The 19969-nt window shown below is 68.5% G+C and carries 1 protein-coding gene; it reads left to right on the forward strand.

The features are described 5' to 3' along the window. Positions 1-88 precede the first annotated feature (88 nt). Positions 89-19873, forward strand: coding sequence for a hypothetical protein (locus tag ACODS2_RS00525; RefSeq protein WP_488997121.1), 19785 nt, complete (start codon positions 89-91; stop codon positions 19871-19873). Positions 19874-19969: the final 96 nt, after the last annotated feature.

Genomic DNA, 19969 nt, shown 5'->3' on the forward strand with positions numbered 1-19969 from the left:
GCCGCAATACGTGAATCACCGGAGCCCGCTGCGGCCCAAGCCCTAAGCTCGCGGGCGCTAGAACCGGCCGCCCAGCATTCGAGGTCGTATGGTCAAGATCGTTCGCGCCAAATCGGGGTCCGCAGCCACGCCGCGCGGCGGCAAGGGCTCCCCCGAGCTCGCGCCCGGTGCCGAGCCATCCGCCCAAAGTGCGGGCGCGGCTGGTTCGAAGCAGGACTACGGCGGGGCCAAGGTCGTCCAGCTCGATGCCGACGACAAGGCCCGGCTCGGCATCAAGTACGCGCCGTTCAAGGTCGAGATCGCCGACGTCGATGTCGTGCTCGTCTTCACCGATGGTTCGCGCATCATCATCCCGGGCATGGCGCTGGCCGCGTTCTCCGGCCGCAAGCCGGTCATTCTCTTCGCCGACAAGGAGTTTTCGGCGGACGAGACGGTCGGCATGGTCGGCGAGATCAATCCGCAGAGCCCCAGCCTCGACCTCCACCTCAGCAGCGCCGATGCGGCCAAGCCGGCCGAGACGCCCAAGGAGCCCACCGGCGCGGTGCAGCCCGAAGATGCGGCGCAGGCCCAGGCCGATGCCGCCGCGAAGGAGCAGAAGCAGCACAAGTCCGATCTGACAGGCAAGGCGCTGACCGAGAAGATCAGCGATTCCCTGCAGCAGAGCCCTGCTTCGCCCGGCGTCATGTCCGCCCGGTCGGTCGAACCGGCACCCGGCGACGCCCTTGGCCCGGCCGGCATCGGCAAGCTCGTGCCCAAGCTCACGTTCGAGCTGTTCAATTCCGAAGGCGTCACCCGCAGCACCGAAAACGGCGAGACGGTGATCAAGGGCGATACCGGCGGCCCCGGCTCGTCGAAGGATTCCGCCTTTGCGGCCCAGTCCGCGCCGGAAAGCATCGACGGCACTTCGGGCAACGATGTGCTCTATGCCGATGATCCCGCAAAAGCGCCGCAGGGCAACAGCCTGCGCGTGCTGCACGTCGTCGCCGAAGTGCCCGCAAAGGGCCTCGCTCTGCTGCAGGTGCTGATCCCTTCGCTGCCGGCGGGCTATGGCATCGTCAACGGCACGCTTACCGACAAGGGCTGGCTCGTCTCGATCGATCAGGGCAAGATCGAGAAGCTGACGACGATGACCGACGCTGCGGGCAAGGTCGTGCCGGTCCCCGCCAGCCAGTCGCACTTCGCGTTCGATCTGGAGCTGACCTACAAGCTTCCTCCGACCGCCGCGCAGGCCGCCGGCAACGGCTTCAAGGACGAGTTCTTCTTCCCCGTGCTGCTCGGCCTTTCTGCCGATGGCAAGACCTCGACGTATTCGGTCTCGGTCTCCACGCCCTTCGGTATCAAGGACGTGACCGATCAGGCCGGGATGACGGTGAAGGATCCCGTCACCGGCGATCCGATCCAGGTCCTGTTCGCCAACCCTCCCGGCACGAACATCTCTGCGGGCGCAGGCGACGATCACATTCACGCCGGGGCAGGGGCGGACAAGATCGACGGCGGGACCGGCACCGATGTGGTCGATTATCACCTCTCAGGCGAAGGCGTCGTTGCGAACCTGGCCACCGGCACGGGCAAGGGCGGCGCGGCCGAAGGCGACAGCTACGTCAATGTCGAAGGTCTCGCCGGCTCCGATTTCAACGATCGGCTGACCGGTGATGCGGGTGACAACACGCTGATCGGCGGCAGGGGTGCCGACGTACTCGATGGCGGCGCGGGCCGCGATACGGCTGACTATACCCACGCGCTAGATGGCGCGCCCGCAGGCACAACAGGCATCGAAGTGTTCCTTGATGGCAGCCCTTCGCGCGGGGGGGAGGCCGAAGGCGACACGCTCGTCAGCATCGAACACGTGATCGCAACGGGCCGAGGTGATGTGATCCATGGCGGCGACGCGGACGAATGGATCGAGGCGGGAGCGGGCGACGACCGCCTGACCGGCAGCGCCGGCGCAGACCGCTTCGATGGCGGTGCGGGAACCGATACGCTCGATTACAGCGGCTCAGCTGCAGCAGTCGAGGCCCGCCTTGATGGCACCGCGGGCAAGGGCGGCGATGCCGAGGGCGATAGCGCCACCGGTGTCGAAAATCTGGTCGGCTCCGCCTTCGATGATACGCTTACCGGCGATGGCGGCGCCAACGTGATCACCGGCGGCGCAGGTGCGGACCGGATCGACGGCGCGGGCGGGATCGACACGGTCGATTTCAGCACCAGCGCGGTCGCCGTCGAAGTCTATCTCGATGGCCGGGCCAGCCACGGCGGCGATGCCGAGGGCGATACTTATGCCAATATCGAGATCCTCAAGGGCAGCGCCTTCAACGATCGCCTCGTCGGCGGAAGGGGCGATGAAACCCTCTCGGGCGGGGCGGGCGACGATGTGCTCGAAGGCGGCTTCGGTGCCGATACGCTCGATGGCGGCGCGGGCTTCGATATCGCGAGCTATGCCGGTTCCGGCGCCGCCGTGCAGGTCGCGCTCGATGGCTCGCTGCGCGATGGCGGCGATGCGGTCGGCGATGTTTTTACCAGCATCGAGGGCCTCGAAGGCTCAGCCTTTGGCGACAGGCTGGGCGGCTCGGCCGGCAGCGATCTGCTGCGCGGCCTGGCCGGGGACGACGTGCTTGCCGGTCTCGGCGGAGCGGACACCATTGATGGCGGCGACGGCTTCGACACCGCCGACTACAGCGCCTCGCGCTTCGGGGTGACCGTGCGACTCGATGGCACGGCCTCCGAAGGCGGCGATGCCGATGGCGACCGGCTCACCGGCATCGAAAGGGTGATCGGCAGCGCGCGCGACGATAGCCTGATCGGCGCGAGTGCGGACGAAACGCTCGTTGGCGGCGATGGCAACGACATCCTCACCGGCGGCGCTGGGGCGGATACACTGATCGGCGGCGGCGGCATCGATACGGCGGACTATGCGGGCTCCGGCACCGGCGTCACCGTCACGCTCGATGGCGCACCGGGGCTGGGCGGCGATGCTGCCGGCGATGTGCTGCGCGGGATCGAGACACTCGGCGGCTCCGCCTTCGCCGACCGTCTCGGCGGCGATGCGGGCAGCAACACGCTGATGGGCAAGGGGGGCGACGATACGCTCACCGGCGATCTGGGAGCGGACACGCTGATCGGCGGCGACGGCTTCGATACTGCCGATTATTCCTCCGCTGGCGGCGCGTTAACCGTGCGACTCGATGGCAATGCCTCGTCCGGCGATATTGCCGGGGGTGACCGGCTCTCCGGTATCGAGCGCCTCGTGGGCGGCGCTTATGCCGATACCCTGATCGGTGACAGCGGCGACAACACCCTCGAAGGCGGCGCGGGCGACGATACCCTGCGCGGCGGCCTCGGCGCGGATACCCTCATCGGCGGCACTGGCGCCGACACGGCCGACTACAGCGATTCGGCTACTGCGGTTCAGGTCGATCTCGCCGCAAACGCGGGTGCCGGCGGCAGCGCTGCGGGCGATACCTTCAGCGGGATCGAGAACCTGTCCGGCTCGAACTACGCCGATCGCCTCGTCGGCGATGCTGCGGCCAACGGCCTCTCTGGCGGGGGCGGCGATGATATCCTCAGCGGCGGCGGCGGGGCGGACCTGCTGCAGGGCGGCGAAGGCTTCGATACTGCGGACTACAGCGCCTCGGGCGAAGCCGTCGCCGTCGCGCTCGATGGCTCGGCGGGCAGCGGCGGCGATGCTGCGGGTGACCAGCTTGAAGGCATCGAGGCGCTTACCGGCTCAGCCTTTGCCGATCGGCTCTCCGGCAACGACAGCGCCAACACGCTCAGCGGCGATGCGGGCGATGATGTCCTCGCCGGCCTCGGCGGGGCGGACCGGCTGATCGGCGGCACCGGGTTCGATACCGCAGACTACAGCCAGAGCGCGACCGGCGTGGTCGTCGGCACCGATGGCTCGGTCGGTATTGGCGGCGATGCGCAGGGCGATACGCTCAGCGGGATCGAGCGCGTGCTGGGCTCCGGCTTCGACGACCGCCTCACCGGCGGTGCGGGCGCCGATACACTCGATGGCGGCGCGGGCAACGACCGGCTCGACGGCGGCGCGGGTGCCGACACGCTGATCGGCGGACTCGGCATCGATCTGGCCGACTACGCGCGCTCCGGCGCGGGTGTGAACGCCGGTCTCGACGGCAGCGCGAACACCGGCAGCGATGCCGAGGGTGACACCTACAGCGGGATCGAAGGCATCTCCGGCTCGGCCTTCGGCGATAGTCTGCGCGGTTCCCTCGATGCCGATATTCTGCTCGGCCAGGGCGGCAACGACATTCTTTACGGTAGCGCCGGGGCCGATGTGCTCGATGGCGGCGCGGGTGCGGACGTCGCCGATTACAGCGCCAGCAGCGCTGGTGTGCGCATCGATCTCTCGCTCGCCAGTGCCAGTGGCGGCGATGCCGAGGGCGATACGCTCACCGGCATCGAAGGTCTGATCGGCACGCAGTTTGCTGATACGCTCGGCGGGTCGGCGGGGAACGATACGCTGATCGGCGCGGCTGGTGACGACGTGATCGAAGGGCGCGGCGGGGCCGACATGCTGGATGGCGGCACCGGCATCGATACCGCGAGCTACGAAAACAGCCGTAGCGGCGTGACCCTGACGCTCGACGGCTCGACGGGCAAAGGCGGCGATGCCGAAGGCGATTCGGTCACCGGTTTCGAACGCATCCTCGGTTCAGCCTACAACGACACCATCACCGGCGTGGGCGCCGCGGAGATTCTCGAAGGCGGCGGCGGGGATGATCGCCTCGCCGGCGCAGGCGGCGATGATACGCTGATCGGCGATGCGGGTGACGACATCCTCGATGGCGGCACGGGGGCGGACAAGCTCGACGGCGGCATAGGCTTTGATACGGCGGACTACCGCGCTTCATCCGCCGCAGTCACCGTCGATCTCGGCGCGGGCAGCGGCACGGGCGGCGATGCTGAAGGCGACCAGCTGTCAGGCATCGAAAGCGTGCTCGGCTCGGGCTTCGATGATCGGCTGACTGGCGGCGCTGCGGCGGAACGGCTGAACGGCGGCGATGGCAACGATGTGCTGAGCGGCGCGGCTGGCGATGATACCCTGCTCGGCGGCGCGGGCGACGACGTGATCGACGGCAGCACTGGCGCGGATGCCATCGATGGCGGCGCTGGGTACGACCGCGCCGACTACAGTCTCTCCGGCGCGGGCGTCTCCGTCTATCTCGATGGCACCACCGGCTTCGGCGGCACGGCCACTGGCGATACGCTCGCGGGCATCGAGGAAGTCATCGGCAGCGGTCATGACGACCGGCTGACCGGCGCGGGCGCAGACGAAACCCTGCGCGGCGGCGGCGGTAACGATGTGCTCACCGGGCGCGGCGGCGCGGACGTGCTCGATGGCGGCGCGGGCATCGATACTGCCGACTACAGCACCTCGGCAATCGGCGTGACGGTCGATCTCGCCCTCGGCACCGGCACGGGCGGCGATGCCGAAGGCGATACGCTGATTTCGATCGAGCAACTGGTCGGCTCGTCCGGCGCGGACAGGCTTTCCGGCGCAGCCAGTGACGACACCATCGCGGGCGGCGCCGGTGACGACATCCTTTCCGGCGGTGGCGGGGCGGATGTGCTCCTTGGCGGCGCGGGCAACGATAGCCTTGATGGCGGCGCGGGCGCGGACACGCTCGACGGCGGCACCGGGTTCGATACGGTCGATTATTCGGCTTCCAGCGAGGGCATCGTTGCCGGGCTGGGCGGCAGCATCGGCATCGGCGGCGATGCGCAGGGCGATACCTTGAGCGGGATCGAGCGCCTCGTCGGCTCGGCCTTCGGCGATCGCCTGCTCGGCAGCCTCAACGACGATGCGCTCGATGGCGGCGCGGGTGACGACATCCTTGTCGGCGGCGAGGGCAACGACGGCCTGCGCGGGGGCGCCGGGGACGATGTGCTCGATGGCGGAGCCGGCGCAGACCGCATCGATGGCGGCGACGGGATCGACACCGTCAGCTACGGCAGTTCCGCCCAGGCCGTCACCGTCCGGCTGGATGGCACGATCAGCAGCGGCGGCGATGCCGAAGGCGACCAGCTCATCGGCATCGAGAACCTCAGCGGCTCGGCCTATGACGATACGCTGATCGGCGATGCGGCGGCCGAGACCATTGCTGGCGGCGCGGGCGACGATGTGATCGCGGGCGCGGCAGGTGACGACCGCCTGCTCGGGGGTAGCGGCGACGACGTGCTCACCGGCGGGCTCGGTGCGGATCTCATCGTCGGCGGATCGGGCATCAACACGGCCAGCTATGCCGATGCGGCGTCGGGCGTCGCTATCGATCTTTCCGGCGCGGCGGGCAGCGGGGGCGAGGCCGCCGGCGATATGCTCAGCGATATCCAGCGGCTCGTCGGTTCGGCCTTTGCCGATATGCTCGGCGGCGGAGCGGGTAGCGAGACGATCCTTGGCGGCGCGGGCGATGATGCCTTGCAGGGTAGTGCCGGTGCCGACGTGCTCGATGGCGGCAGCGGCACCGACCTGGCGGACTACAGCGCCAGCGACGGCGCCGTCACCGTCGCGCTCGATGGTTCGATCGGCGTGGGCGGCGAAGCAGCGGGCGATCAGCTCATCAGCGTCGAAGGCGTGATCGGCTCCACGCTAGACGACCGCCTGACCGGCAACAGCGCGGCCAACCTGCTCGATGGCGGGGCCGGCAACGATGTGCTGGTGGGCGGCGGCGGGGATGATACGCTGCGCGGCGGCGCGGGCAACGATCTCCTCGATGGCGGCGCGGGTTCAGACCTCATCGATGGCGGTGACGGGTCCGACACCGTCGACTATTCGGGTTCGAGCTCGGGCGTTTCCGTCTCGGTCGATGGCTCTGTTTCCACCGGCGGCGCGGCGGAAGGCGACCGCCTGCTTCATATCGAGAACCTTGTCGGCTCGGCCTTTGCCGATACCCTGCGCGGCACCGCAGCGGATGACAGCCTCGTAGGCGGCGCGGGCGACGACATACTCACCGGGCGCGGCGGCGCGGACGAACTTGTCGGCGGAACCGGTTTCGATACAGCGGACTACAGCGATGCCGCATCCGGGGTCGCCGTCTCGCTCGCCACCGGGCGCGGCACCCTGGGCGATGCGGCGGGCGACCGGCTCGACAGCATCGAACGCCTCGTCGGTTCGGTCTTCGCCGACCAGCTCACCGGCTCATCCCAGGCCGATACCCTCGAGGGCGGAGCGGGTGACGACGTGATCGACGGCGGTGCCGGGGCCGATGTGATCGACGGCGGGCTTGGCCACGATACGGTCGATTTTTCCGCCTCGCTGGTGGGCGTCAACGTCACGCTTGCCGGCGGCGCCAGCGCTGGCGGCCTTGCCGAAGGCGATGTGCTGACCGGCATCGAGGAAGTGCTTGGCTCGGCCGAAGCCGACATCATCACCGGCGGCGCGGCTGACGAGACGCTGCGCGGCGGCGGCGGAGACGATACCTTGCGCGGCGGCGCAGGTGCAGACGTGCTCGATGGCGGCGCAGGCACCGATACGGCGGACTACTCGCGCGCGGCGGCAGGCGTCGCGCTCAGCCTCACCACTGGCGGCACCGGCGGTGAGGCGGCGGGCGACAGCTTCATCTCCATCGAGATCGTCGAGGGCAGCGAGTTTGCCGATACCATCGCGGGCGCGGCGGCCGATGATGTGCTGCGCGGGCGCGCCGGAGACGATGTACTCGATGGCGGGGCCGGGGCCGATCTGCTCGATGGCGGCACCGGCAATGATGTGCTGCGCGGCGGTGCGGGGGCGGACATGCTGCTCGGCGGCGCAGGTTCCGATACCGCCGATTACTCGACGTCTTCCGCCGGGATCGCGATCAACCTCGATGGCTCGCTCTCGGCCGGCGGCGATGCGCAGGGCGATACGCTGTCCTCGATCGAGAATGCGATCGGTTCCGCGTTCGACGATACGATCACCGGCACCTCGCAGGGCGAAGTGCTCGATGGCGGCGCGGGCAACGATGTGCTTTCCGGCCAGGGCGGCAGCGATACGCTGCGCGGCGGCGCGGGCGATGACATCCTCACCGGCGGCGTCGGGGCGGACCTGCTCGATGGCGGCACCGGCTTCGATACCGCGAGCTATGCCGATTCGGCTGCGGGCGTCATCGTCCGGCTCGATGGTGGTCCTGCCAGCGGCGGCGATGCCGAAGGCGATGTGCTCACCGGTATCGAAGGCGTGATCGGCTCGGCGCAGAACGACACGATCATCGGCGGCGGGGCGGACGACCGGCTTGATGGCGGGGCGGGTGACGACATCCTCACCGGCGGCGCGGGCAACGATATCCTGCTGGGCGGCGGCGGCGATGACGTGCTCACCGGCGGGCTCGGGGCCGATGTCATCGACGGCGGCACGGGCGACAACACCGCCAGCTACGCCGGGGCGGCGACCGGCGTCGCAGTCGATCTCTCCGGCGCGGCGGGCACCGGCGGCGAGGCCACTGGCGATACGCTCATCGGCATTTCCCGCCTGATCGGCTCGGCCTTTGCCGATACGCTCGGCGGCGGCAGCGGCGCGGAAACGATCCTTGGCGGCGCGGGCGACGATAACCTGCTTGGCAGCACCGGCAACGACCTGCTCGATGGCGGCAGCGGCTTCGACACCGTGAGCTACGCCGGATCGGGCGCGGCGGTCATCGCCTATCTCGATGGCCGCGCCGGCAGCGGCGGCGACGGCGCGGGCGATGTCTTGCTCGGCATCGAAGGCCTGATCGGTTCCGCCTTCGATGATACGCTTGACGGCAGCGACAATGCCGACCGGATCGAGGGTGGGGCCGGCAACGACACGATCCTCGGCGGCGGCGGCAACGACTCGCTGCTGGGCGGCGCGGGCAATGATCACATCATGGGCGGCGACGGCGCCGATGCAATCGACGGCGGGCTCGGCAGCGACACTGCGAGTTATGCCAATTCGAGCAGCGCCGTCACCGTCGCGCTCGATGGCACTTTCGGCAGCGGCGGCGCGGCCGGGGATACACTGACGAGCATCGAAGTCCTGATCGGCTCCGGCTTCGACGACCGGCTCGGCGGCGGCGCGGGCAGCGAGACCATCCGCGCGGGCGATGGCGATGATACCCTGGTCGGCAGCCTCGGTGCCGATGCGCTGGTGGGTGGCGATGGCACCGACACCGCCGACTATTCAGGCTCCACCGGCGCGATCAATACCGGGCTCGACGGGCGCACCGGCAGCGGCGGCTTTGCCGAGGGAGACGTTCTTTCGGGCATCGAACGGCTCGTCGGCTCGGGCTTCGGCGATATCCTTGCGGGCGGTATCGGGAGCGAGACGCTGGACGGCGGCGGCGGGGACGACACGCTCACCGGCTCGATCGGCGCAGATGCGCTGATCGGCGGTACGGGCTTCGATACGGCGGACTATTCGGCATCGGTCAGCGGGGTCGCTATCGCCACCGATGGCAGCGTGGGCAGCAGCGGCGATGCGGCGGGTGATACGCTCGCCGGGATCGAGCGCGTGGTGGGCTCGGCGTTTGCCGATATACTCGGCGGCAGCGCGGGCGCGGATGCCTTGGAAGGCGGTGCGGGCAATGACGTGCTCTCCGGCGGGGCGGGCAATGACACCCTGCTCGGCGGGAGCGGAGACGACACGATCACCGGCGGCAGCGGTGCAGACGTGATCGACGGCGGCAGCGGGTTCGACCGGCTAAGCTATGCGGCGTCCGGCGCGGCGATCTGGCTCGATCTTTCCAGCGGGCTTGGCTCCGGCGGCGATGCGGCGGGCGATCAGGTCGGCGGGATCGAGCAGGTCGAAGGTTCCGACTTCGACGATACCATCACCGGCAGCGGGGCGGACGAGGTTCTGTCCGGCGGCGCGGGGAACGATACGCTGTCCGGCGGCGCGGGCAGCGATGCCCTGTCCGGCGGCCTCGGCAACGATGTGCTCAGCGGCGGTGCCGGGGCCGATGCGCTCGATGGCGGCAGCGGCTTCGATACGGCCGACTACAGCGCCAGCGCGGCGGCGGTGCAGATCACACTCGATGGTTCGACCGCGACGGGCGGTGATGCCGAGGGCGACAGCCTGACCGGGATCGAGCGCGTCGTCGGTTCGGCCTTTGGAGATACCATCCTCGGCGGCTCTGCCGCGGAGACGTTGGAAGGCGGCGGCGGAGGCGACACGCTTTCGGGTGGCGGCGGCGGCGATACCCTGCTCGGCGGCGCGGGCGACGATCTGCTGCGCGGCGGCGGGGGTGCAGACGTGCTGTCCGGCGGCGACGGGTTCGACACCGCCGACTACGGCGCGTCCGATGCTGCGGTGCAGGTCGTGCTCGATGGTTCACCGGCGCAGGGCGGCGATGCCGCAGGCGATGTGCTCACCGGGATCGAGCGCGTCAATGGCTCGGCGTTCGATGATGCGCTGACCGGCAGCGATGGTGCAGATACGCTGTCTGGCGGGGCGGGTGACGATTGGCTTGTCGGTCTGGGCGGCGACGACACGCTGCTGGGCGGATCGGGTGACGACACGCTTGAGGGTGGTGCCGGGGCCGATCGCATCGATGGCGGCACTGGCTTCGATACCGTGACTTATGCGGCGTCATCCGCCGGCGTCACCGCTTCGCTGGGCGGCACGGTCGGCAGCGGCGATGATGCGGCGGGCGATACGATCACGAATGTCGAAGTGCTCCAGGGGTCGGCTTTTGCCGATAGGCTGACCGGCCGCAGCGGTGCGGATACGCTGCTGGGCGATGCGGGCGATGATACGCTCGTCGGCACCGCAGGCTCCGATACGCTCGATGGCGGCGATGGCTTCGATACGGCCGATTATTCTGCCTCTGCCGCAGGGGTCGCCGTCAATCTCGATGGCACGGCGTCCGCAGGGGGCGATGCGGCGGGCGACAGCCTCACCGCGATCGAGCGCGTGGTCGGCTCGGCCCAGGCCGATACTATGCGCGGTGCGGACGGCAACGATACGCTTGAAGGCGGCGGCGGCAACGATACCCTGCTCGGCGGCGCAGGTGCAGACACGCTGCTCGGGCAGGCGGGCGATGATGTGCTCGTCGGCGGGCTTGGTGCCGATGTGCTCGATGGCGGGCTGGGCACCGATACGGTGGATTATTCGGCTTCGGCCTCGGGCGTGAATGCCGGTCTCGATGGCGGGGCCAACCCGGGCGGCGATGCGGCGGGCGATACGATTGCCAACGCCGAAGTGCTCATCGGCACGGCTTTCAGCGACACGCTGCGCGGCGGGACTGACGCAGAGACGCTGCTTGGCGGCGCGGGCGACGATATCCTCAAGGCGAGCGCCGGTGCCGATGTGCTGGACGGCGGCACCGGCTTCGACATGGCCGATTATGCGGCCAGCAGCGCCGGGGTGATCGTCAATCTCGCCGCCGGCAGCGGTATGGGCGGCGATGCGCAGGGGGATACGCTGATCAGCATCGAGCGGGTCACCGGCTCGGCGCAGGCCGACCGGCTCACCGGCTCCGGCAATGCCGACGTGCTCGAGGGCGGCGGCGGCAACGACACGCTGACGGGCGGTGCGGGCAGCGATGTGCTCGATGGCGGCGCTGGCACCGATACGGCGGACTATTCCGGCTCGATCCAGGCCGTGCGCGTCGCGCTGGATGGCAGCGTGGGCACGGGCGGCGATGCCGAAGGCGATACGCTCATCGGCATCGAGATCGTGATCGGCTCGGCGCAGGGTGATACGCTGATCGGCGCCGATGCGGACGAGACGCTGCAAGGCGGTGCAGGCGACGATGCGCTCGTCGGCGGCGGCGGAGCCGATGTGCTCGTCGGCGGCGATGGGATTGATACGGCAGACTATTCCGCCGCCGCCGCGCGTGTCGCCGTCGCGCTCGATGGCAGTGCCGGTACGGCGGGCGATGCCACTGGCGATACGCTCACCACGATCGAGCGGCTGATCGGCTCCTCCTTCGATGATACGCTGGGCGGATCGGCTGACGATGACACCATCCTCGGCGGCGCGGGGGCCGATACGATCAGCGGCGATGCTGGGAATGATGCGCTCTCCGGGGGTGCGGGTGATGATACGCTCATCGGCGGCGGCGGGGCCGATGCCATGGACGGTGGCACTGGCTTCGATACCGCGAGCTATGCCGCCTCCGCCAGCGCAGTCACCGTCACGCTCGGCGGCGCGGCAGGCAGCCGCGGCGATGCGGCAGGCGACACGCTCGTCAGTATCGAGCAACTGATCGGCTCGGCCTTCGACGACCGCCTCACCGGTTCTGCCGCGAACGAAACCTTGCGGGCCGGCGCCGGCAATGACGTCGTCAGTGGCGGCGATGGTGACGACCAGCTGTTCGGCGATGCGGGCGACGATACGCTGATTGGCGGCACCGGCGCAGATGCGCTCGATGGCGGCGCCGGCTTCGATACCGTGTCCTACGCCACATCGCTCGGTGCGGTCACGATCAACCTCGATGGTAGCGCTTCGGGCGGCGGCGATGCGGACGGCGATGCGATCACCAATGTCGAGCGGGTCATCGGCTCGGACTTCAACGATGTGTTCAATGGCTCCGCCACTGCCGATCAGTTCGAAGGCGGCGCGGGTGATGACGTGTTCAATGCAAGCGCCGGGGCCGATGTGCTCACCGGTGGCGGCGGGTTCGATACCGCCGATTACAGCGCAAGCAGCGCAGGTATCACCGTGCGCATGGATGGCACGGCCTCGGCGGGCGGGCTCGCCGAAGGTGATGTGCTTGCGGGCATCGAGCAGGTCATCGGTACGGCCCTTGCCGATACCGTGACAGGCTCCGCCGCAGCCGACACGATCCTCGGGCAGGACGGCAACGATACGCTGTCCGGCGGCACGGGGGCAGACACTCTGCTCGGCGGTACCGGCGATGATATCCTGATCGGCGGTGCCGGTGCCGACGTGCTCGATGGCGGTGCAGGCTTCGATACCGCCGACTATTCCGGCGCGACCTCCGCCGTCGCCGCGCGCATGGACGGCGTTACCGGCACGCTTGGCGATGGCCTCGGCGATGTCCTTGACGGCATCGAACGTCTGGTCGGTTCGGACCTCGCCGATAGCCTGCTGGGTTCTGCAGACGCCGATGCCATCGAGGGCGGCGGGGGTGACGACCTGATCCAGGGCGCGGCGGGCGATGATGCGCTGCTGGGCGGTAGCGGCAACGATGTGATCGAAGGCGGCCTTGGTGCAGACCGCATCGACGGCGGCGCCGGCACCGATATTGCGGACTACGCGAAATCCGCAGCAGGCGTGACGATCGCCAGCGATGGCAGCGCGGGCAGTGGCGGCGATGCGGCGGGCGATGTGCTCACCGGCATCGAGACAATCCGCGGCTCGGCCTTTGCCGATACGCTTGGCGGCAGTGCAGGCGCGGATACGCTGTTCGGCCAGTCGGGCGACGATGTGCTCGCCGGGCTTGGCGGGGCGGACGTCCTCACTGGCGGCGAAGGCTTCGATACCGCCGATTACTCGGCCTCGGCCAGCGCGGTCGTCGTCGATCTTGGCGCGGGCACCGGCAGCGCGGGCGATGCGGCGGGCGATCTGCTCAGCGGGATCGAACGCGTGGTCGGCTCGGCGCTGGCCGACCGCCTGACCGGCTCGGCCAATTCCGACACTCTCGAAGGTGGCAGCGGCGATGATCAGCTGAACGGCGGCGCCGGGGCAGACACGCTGCTGGGCAGCGCGGGCAACGATACGCTGATCGGCGGCAGCGGCGGTGACATTCTCGACGGTGGCGACGGTTTCGATACTGCAGACTATAGCGCCAACACACAGGGTATCTCGGTCTACAACAATGGCGTGGATCAGGGTTCTGGCGGCGCGGCAACCGGCGATCTGCTCATCGGCATCGAACGTGTGCTCGGCTCCGCATTCGCCGATACCCTCGTGGGCGGCACGGCGGATGAAACGCTTGTCGGCAACGATGGCAACGATGTGATCGAAGGCGGGTCCGGCGCCGATGTGATCGATGGCGGCGCGGGCTTTGATACCGCATCCTATGCCCATGCCGCAGCAGCGGTGACTGTCAGCATCGGGGCTGGCGGGGCCAGCGGAAGTGGCAGCGCGGGCGAAGCGGCGGGCGATGTCCTCATCGGCATCGAACGGCTGGTCGGATCGGACCATGCCGATACGCTGATCGGCGGCACGGCGGTCGATACCCTCGAAGGTGGGGATGGCGATGACACGCTCGTCGCGGGCGCGGGCATCGATACCATGATCGGCGGGAGCGGCAACGATACGGCCGACTATTCGGGCGCGGGCGGCGGGATCGCCATCGCGCTCGATGGCAGCGTCGGCATCGGCGATATCGCTGCGGGCGATCGGCTCACCGAGATCGAAGGCGTGCTCGGCTCGGCCTTTGCCGATACGATCACAGGCGCTTTCTCCAACGATACGTTGAGCGGCGGCGGAGGTGACGATACCCTCTCCGGCGGCAACGGGGCCGACCGGATCCTTGGCGGCGCGGGCAATGATCTCCTATCGGGCGACGGCGGTGCTGACGTGCTCGATGGCGGCACGGGCATCGATACCGTGAGCTATGCAGGTTCGGTTGGCGCGGTCATTGTCGATCTTGCTGCGGGCACCGCCACCGGCGGCGATGCGGCGGGGGATACCTTCATCGCAATCGAGCGCTTCACCGGCTCGCGGGGCGGCGATACCTTCGTCGGCGCGGGCGGGGACGACTGGTTCGACGGCTTCGACGGCAACGACACGCTGTCCGGCGGCGGCGGCAACGATACGCTGCTCGGCGGGATCGGGGATGATACCATCGCGGGCGGTGCCGGGGCCGATACCATTGACGGCGGGGCAGGCTTCGATACGGCCGACTATTCCGCCTCCGCCACCGGGGTCACGATCCAAACCGGCGGGACATCGAGCGGCGGCGATGCCCAAGGCGATACGCTGGCCAATATCGAGCGCGTCACCGGCTCGGCCTTTGCCGATCGCTTTGAAGGTCGCAGCGCGGACGAGGAATTCGTCGGCGGCGCGGGTGATGATGTGTTCGTCGCCTCGGGCGGGGCGGATATCTATCGCGGCGATGCCGGCAATGACGCGGCCGATTATTCCGCGTCCACCAGCAGCGGCATGGTCATCTACATGGACGGCGGCTTCGGCGCGATCGGCGATGCGGCAGGCGACCGCCTGTTCGAGATCGAGACCGTGATCGGTTCGGCGCAAAACGACACGATCTACGCAGGCGCCTCCGGCTCGACCATCCAGGCAGGTGGCGGCAATGACACGCTGACCGGCGCAGACGGTGCGGACGTTCTCGATGGCGGTGCGGGCGACGACATCATCTTGACCGGGCTCGGCGCCGATCAGGTCACCGGCGGGCTCGGCACCGATATTGCCGACTACCGCAACTCGAATGCTGCGGTCACTGTCGCCAACAACGGCTCGGCAGGCGTTGGCGGCTGGGCGGCGGGGGATGTCCTCTCCGGGGTCGAGGTGATCTACGGCTCGGCCAACTATGGCGATACGCTGCGCGGCGGCCTGACAGCGGCTTCGGCGCTCCATGGCTGGGGCGGCAACGATACCTTCGTCTCGTTCAGCCAGGCCGATGCCATCGACGGCGGTACCGGCGCCGACAATGTCGACTATTCGGCCAGCCTAGCAGGCGTGACTGTTCGCCTCGACGGGACAGTCTCCAGCGGCGGCGATGCGGAAGGCGATACAGTCATCGGTGTCGAGCGGGTGATCGGCTCGGTCCTCGCCGATACGCTGATCGGCGCCGGCTTCAACGAGACGCTGCTGGGCGGTGATGGCGACGATACCCTGATTGGCGGCGCCGGGGCGGATACGCTCGATGGCGGGGCGGGCTTCGATACGGCGGACTATTCCTCCGCCGGGGGCGTGGTCGCACGCATGGATGGTACGCCGGGCAGTGCGGGCGAGGCCAACGGCGATGTCCTGATCGGCATCGAGCGGGTGATCGGTTCGGCGTTGGCCGACGTGATCTACGGTTCGGCAGGTGCCGATACCATCCTCGGCGGAGGCGGGGACGACGTACTCGCCCCCGGCCTCGGCGCAGATACGCTGGATGGCGGTGCCGGGACCGATATGGTGGATTACGCCAGCTCGGCCAGCGCGCTCACCGTCAACCTGACCGATGCCTCGCTCTCCACCGGGCTCGCCCAGGGCGATACTTACGCCAATGTCGAAGTCTGGTCGCTTTCCGCGTTCAATGACACTTTCATCGGCTCGGCCGGGGCCGAAACCGTCTACGGAAACGACGGCAACGATATGCTCGATGCCGGCGAGGGGAACGATAGCCTTTATGGCGGCAACGGCAACGATACGCTGACCGGCGGTGCGGGCGCCGATTCTATCGACGGCGGCGCCGGGATCGACACGGTCGATTACTCAGCCTCCGTGGCGGGCATCACCATCAATCTCGGCACTGGCACAAACAACACTGGCGGCGATGCCGAAGGCGATTTCTTTGAGCCCGGCACGATAGAGAACGCGATCGGCTCGGCCAATGACGATACGATTGTCGGCACCACCGGCGCGAACAACCTCAAGGGCGGCGCCGGGAACGATGTGATCCTCGGCGGCGCCGGCGCCGATGTCATGGACGGCGGCGCGGGCATCGATACCGTGAGCTATCTTGGTGCAACTGTCGCCGTCACCGTCAGTCTCCAGTCCGGCTCCGGCAGCGGCGGCGATGCGGCAAGCGATACGCTGACGGGTTTCGAAAACATCCAGGGCGGCAACGCCGCCGACAGGCTCACCGGCGATGGCAATGCCAACACGATCTGGGGCAGCTTCGGCGCCGACATCATCCAAGGCGGCGCCGGGAACGACACGCTCTTCGGCGACGACGGGGACGACACGGTCGAAGGCGGAGCCGGGGCCGACGTCATGGACGGCGGGTCTGGGACCAACACGCTGAGCTACGCATCGGCCGGATCGGCCGTGGCATTCAACCTCGGGGCCGGGACCGGCACACTCGGCGATGCCCTTGGCGATACGTTCACAAGCTTCGTCTATGCCATCGGCTCCGGCTTCAACGATACTATTGTCGGCAATCTCGCCCAGAATGTCATCCGCGGCGGCAATGGCGATGATCTGATCGACGGCGCTGCCGCCAACGACGTGCTGTTCGGCGATGCGGGCAATGATACGTTTCTCGGCGGCGCCGGCACCGATTCCATGGATGGCGGCACGGGGACCGATACGGTCGACTATTCCGCGGCAAGCGTTGCCGTGATCGCCGACCTCACCGCCGCCATCGGCTCGGCAGGCGATGCTCTGGGCGACGTCTACGTCAGTATCGAGAACCTCACCGGCACGGCCTTTGGCGACACGCTCTACGGCAACAGCAGCAACAATGTGCTGACCGGCGGTGATGGCGATGATGCCCTGATCGGGCTTGGCGGCAACGACACCATCCTTGGCGGCAACGGCAACGATCGCATCTCGGGCGGTACCGGGGCCGATGTGCTGGACGGCGGCGCGGGCACCAATACGCTGTTTTACGGCACCAACCCCCTCAGCCCGGAAAGCGTCTCGGTCACCACCGGCGTTACCATCAATCTCGACGGCGTCACGCTCGGCGTGGGCGGGGATGCGGCTGGCGATACCTACAAGAACTTCCAGCTCATCTATCTCACCAACCAGAACGACAGCGTGACCGGCACGGCCGCCGCTGAATGGTTCCGCGGCCTTGGCGGGGCAGATGCGATCAACGGCGGCGGCGGCATCGATACGGTGAGCTATTACGGTTCGACCTTGGGGGTCACTGTAGGGCTCGATGGCAGCGCCGGCAGCAGCAGCGAAGCGCAGGGCGATGTCCTCACCAATGTCGAGATCCTGCAAGGCACCGCCTTCGACGACACGCTTTGGGGCAGCAGCGGCAACGACACGCTTTACGGCATGGAAGGCAACGACACCTTGCGCGGCGATGCAGGCAGCGATGCGCTCGATGGCGGCAACGGGTCAGACACCGTCAGCTATGCCGCTTCGACATCGAGCGTGGTCGCCAGCCTCCTTGCAGGCAGCGGCAGCGCGGGCGATGCAGCGGGCGATAGCTACGTCAGCATCGAGAACCTCACCGGCTCGAACAGCAACGACACGCTTTATGGTGATGCCAACGCCAACACGCTGATGGGCGGCAGCGGCGATGATTTCCTGCGCGGCGGCGGCGGCGCGGACGCGCTCAACGGCGGCTCGGGTTTCGATACCGCCGACTATTCGGATTCGACCGCGGCGGTCTCGGTCTACCTCGATGGCACTTCGGCCAATGGCGGCTTTGCCCAGGGCGACGTGCTGACCTCGATCGAGGCGCTCGTCGGCTCGGCCTTTGGAGATATCCTCATCGGCTCGAACTCCAACGAGACCATCAGCGGCGGCACTGGCAACGATTTCATCAACGGCGGGACCGGCGCCGACACCATCGATGGCGGCGCAGGCACCGATACCTTCACGTATGCCAATTCGACCGGCGGCGTGACCGCCTATCTCGATGGCACTGCCGGCGTGGGTAACGAGGCCACCGGCGACCGGATTACCGACGTCGAGATCCTCGTCGGCTCCGCCTTCGACGATGCGCTATGGGGCACCTCGGGCGCCGATACCCTGCAGGGCGGCAACGGCAACGATGTGCTGGTCGGCGGCGCGGGCGCGGATGTCCTCGATGGCGGCGCGGGGGCCGACAGCGCCTCCTTCGCCAATTCCGCCGCCGCGATCACCGCCAGCTTCGCCACCGGCAGCCTCGTCGTCACCGCCGTCGATACGGTGGGCGACAGCTACATCTCGATCGAGGGCGTGGTCGGCTCCGCCTTCGGCGATACCCTGCGCGGCGGCAGCGCCGCCGAACTGCTCGACGGCGGCCTCGGCGATGACATGATCTTTGGCAGCGCCGGGGCAGACACGATCACCGGCGGCGGCGGGTTCGACACGGTCGACTACTCCGCCTCGATCGCTGCGATCACCGCGCGGCTCGATGGCACGGCTTCCAGCGGCGGCGATGCTGCGGGGGACATTCTTTCCGGCATCGAGCAGGTCATTGGCACCGCGCTCGCCGATACCTTCCTCGGCACCGGCGCCGATGAAATCTTCCGCGCCGGCGGCGGGGATGACACGCTGACCGGCGGCGCTGGCAGCGATACGCTCTACGGCGAGGCGGGCGACGATCTGCTGAACGGCGGCCTCGGCAGCGATGTGCTCGATGGCGGCACCGGCACCGATACGGCGACTTATGCCAATTCGGCGCTCGGCCTTGCTGCCAACCTTGCCGATACCTCGTTCAACACCAATGAAGCTGCGGGTGATACGTATGCCAGCATCGAAAACCTCATCGGCTCGGCCTTCAACGATCGCCTTACCGGCGATGGCGGGGCTAACGTGCTCGATGGCGGCGCGGGCAATGATCGCCTCGTCGGCGGCGCGGGCGCGGATAGCCTGATCGGCGGCACCGGCACCGATATCGCCGATTATGCCCAGTCGGGCAGCGCCGTTGCGCTTTCGCTCGGTGGCGGAGGGGCGGGCACCGGCACCGGCAGCGCGGGCGATGCGGCAGGCGATACTTTGTCCGGCATCGAAAGCGTGATCGGCTCCGGCTTTGGTGACAGCTTCACGCTCACGCTGGGCGCGGGCTTCGCGGTCGATGGCGGGGCGGGCAGCGATACGGTCGCGCTTGCCGTCAATGCCGGTTCGGTCACCTCGGCGCAGCTGGCCAGCGTGCTCAGCCGGGTCGAGGCGATCGACTTCACCGCGAGCGGCACCAACGCCAGCCTCACGGTCGATGCCAGCTTCATCCAGACCGTGGCCGGGGCCGGCAATGCCTCGCACCTCACGGTCGATTTCAATGCGGGCGATACGCTGCAGATCGCCAACGGCGCGTTCTACACCCAGAGCGGGAATGACTACACGTTCTACAGCGACAGCAATCAGACGACGACCGTGGCGCAGCTCTCGGTGATCTAAGGGGGGGCGGACCATCCGTTTTCCGCAAGGGTGACTTGCGCGGCGCGCGGCTGGTGGCCGGGCGCAGCAGCGGTACAACGGGGCCAACGCCGCTCG

Source organism: Novosphingobium sp. FG137 (assembly GCF_057809735.1).

Bases quoted from the DNA above. Each gene is read 5' to 3' on its own strand.
- ACODS2_RS00525 (WP_488997121.1), top strand. From the start codon at position 89: ATGGTCAAGATCGTTCGCGCCAAATCGGGGTCCGCAGCCACGCCGCGC.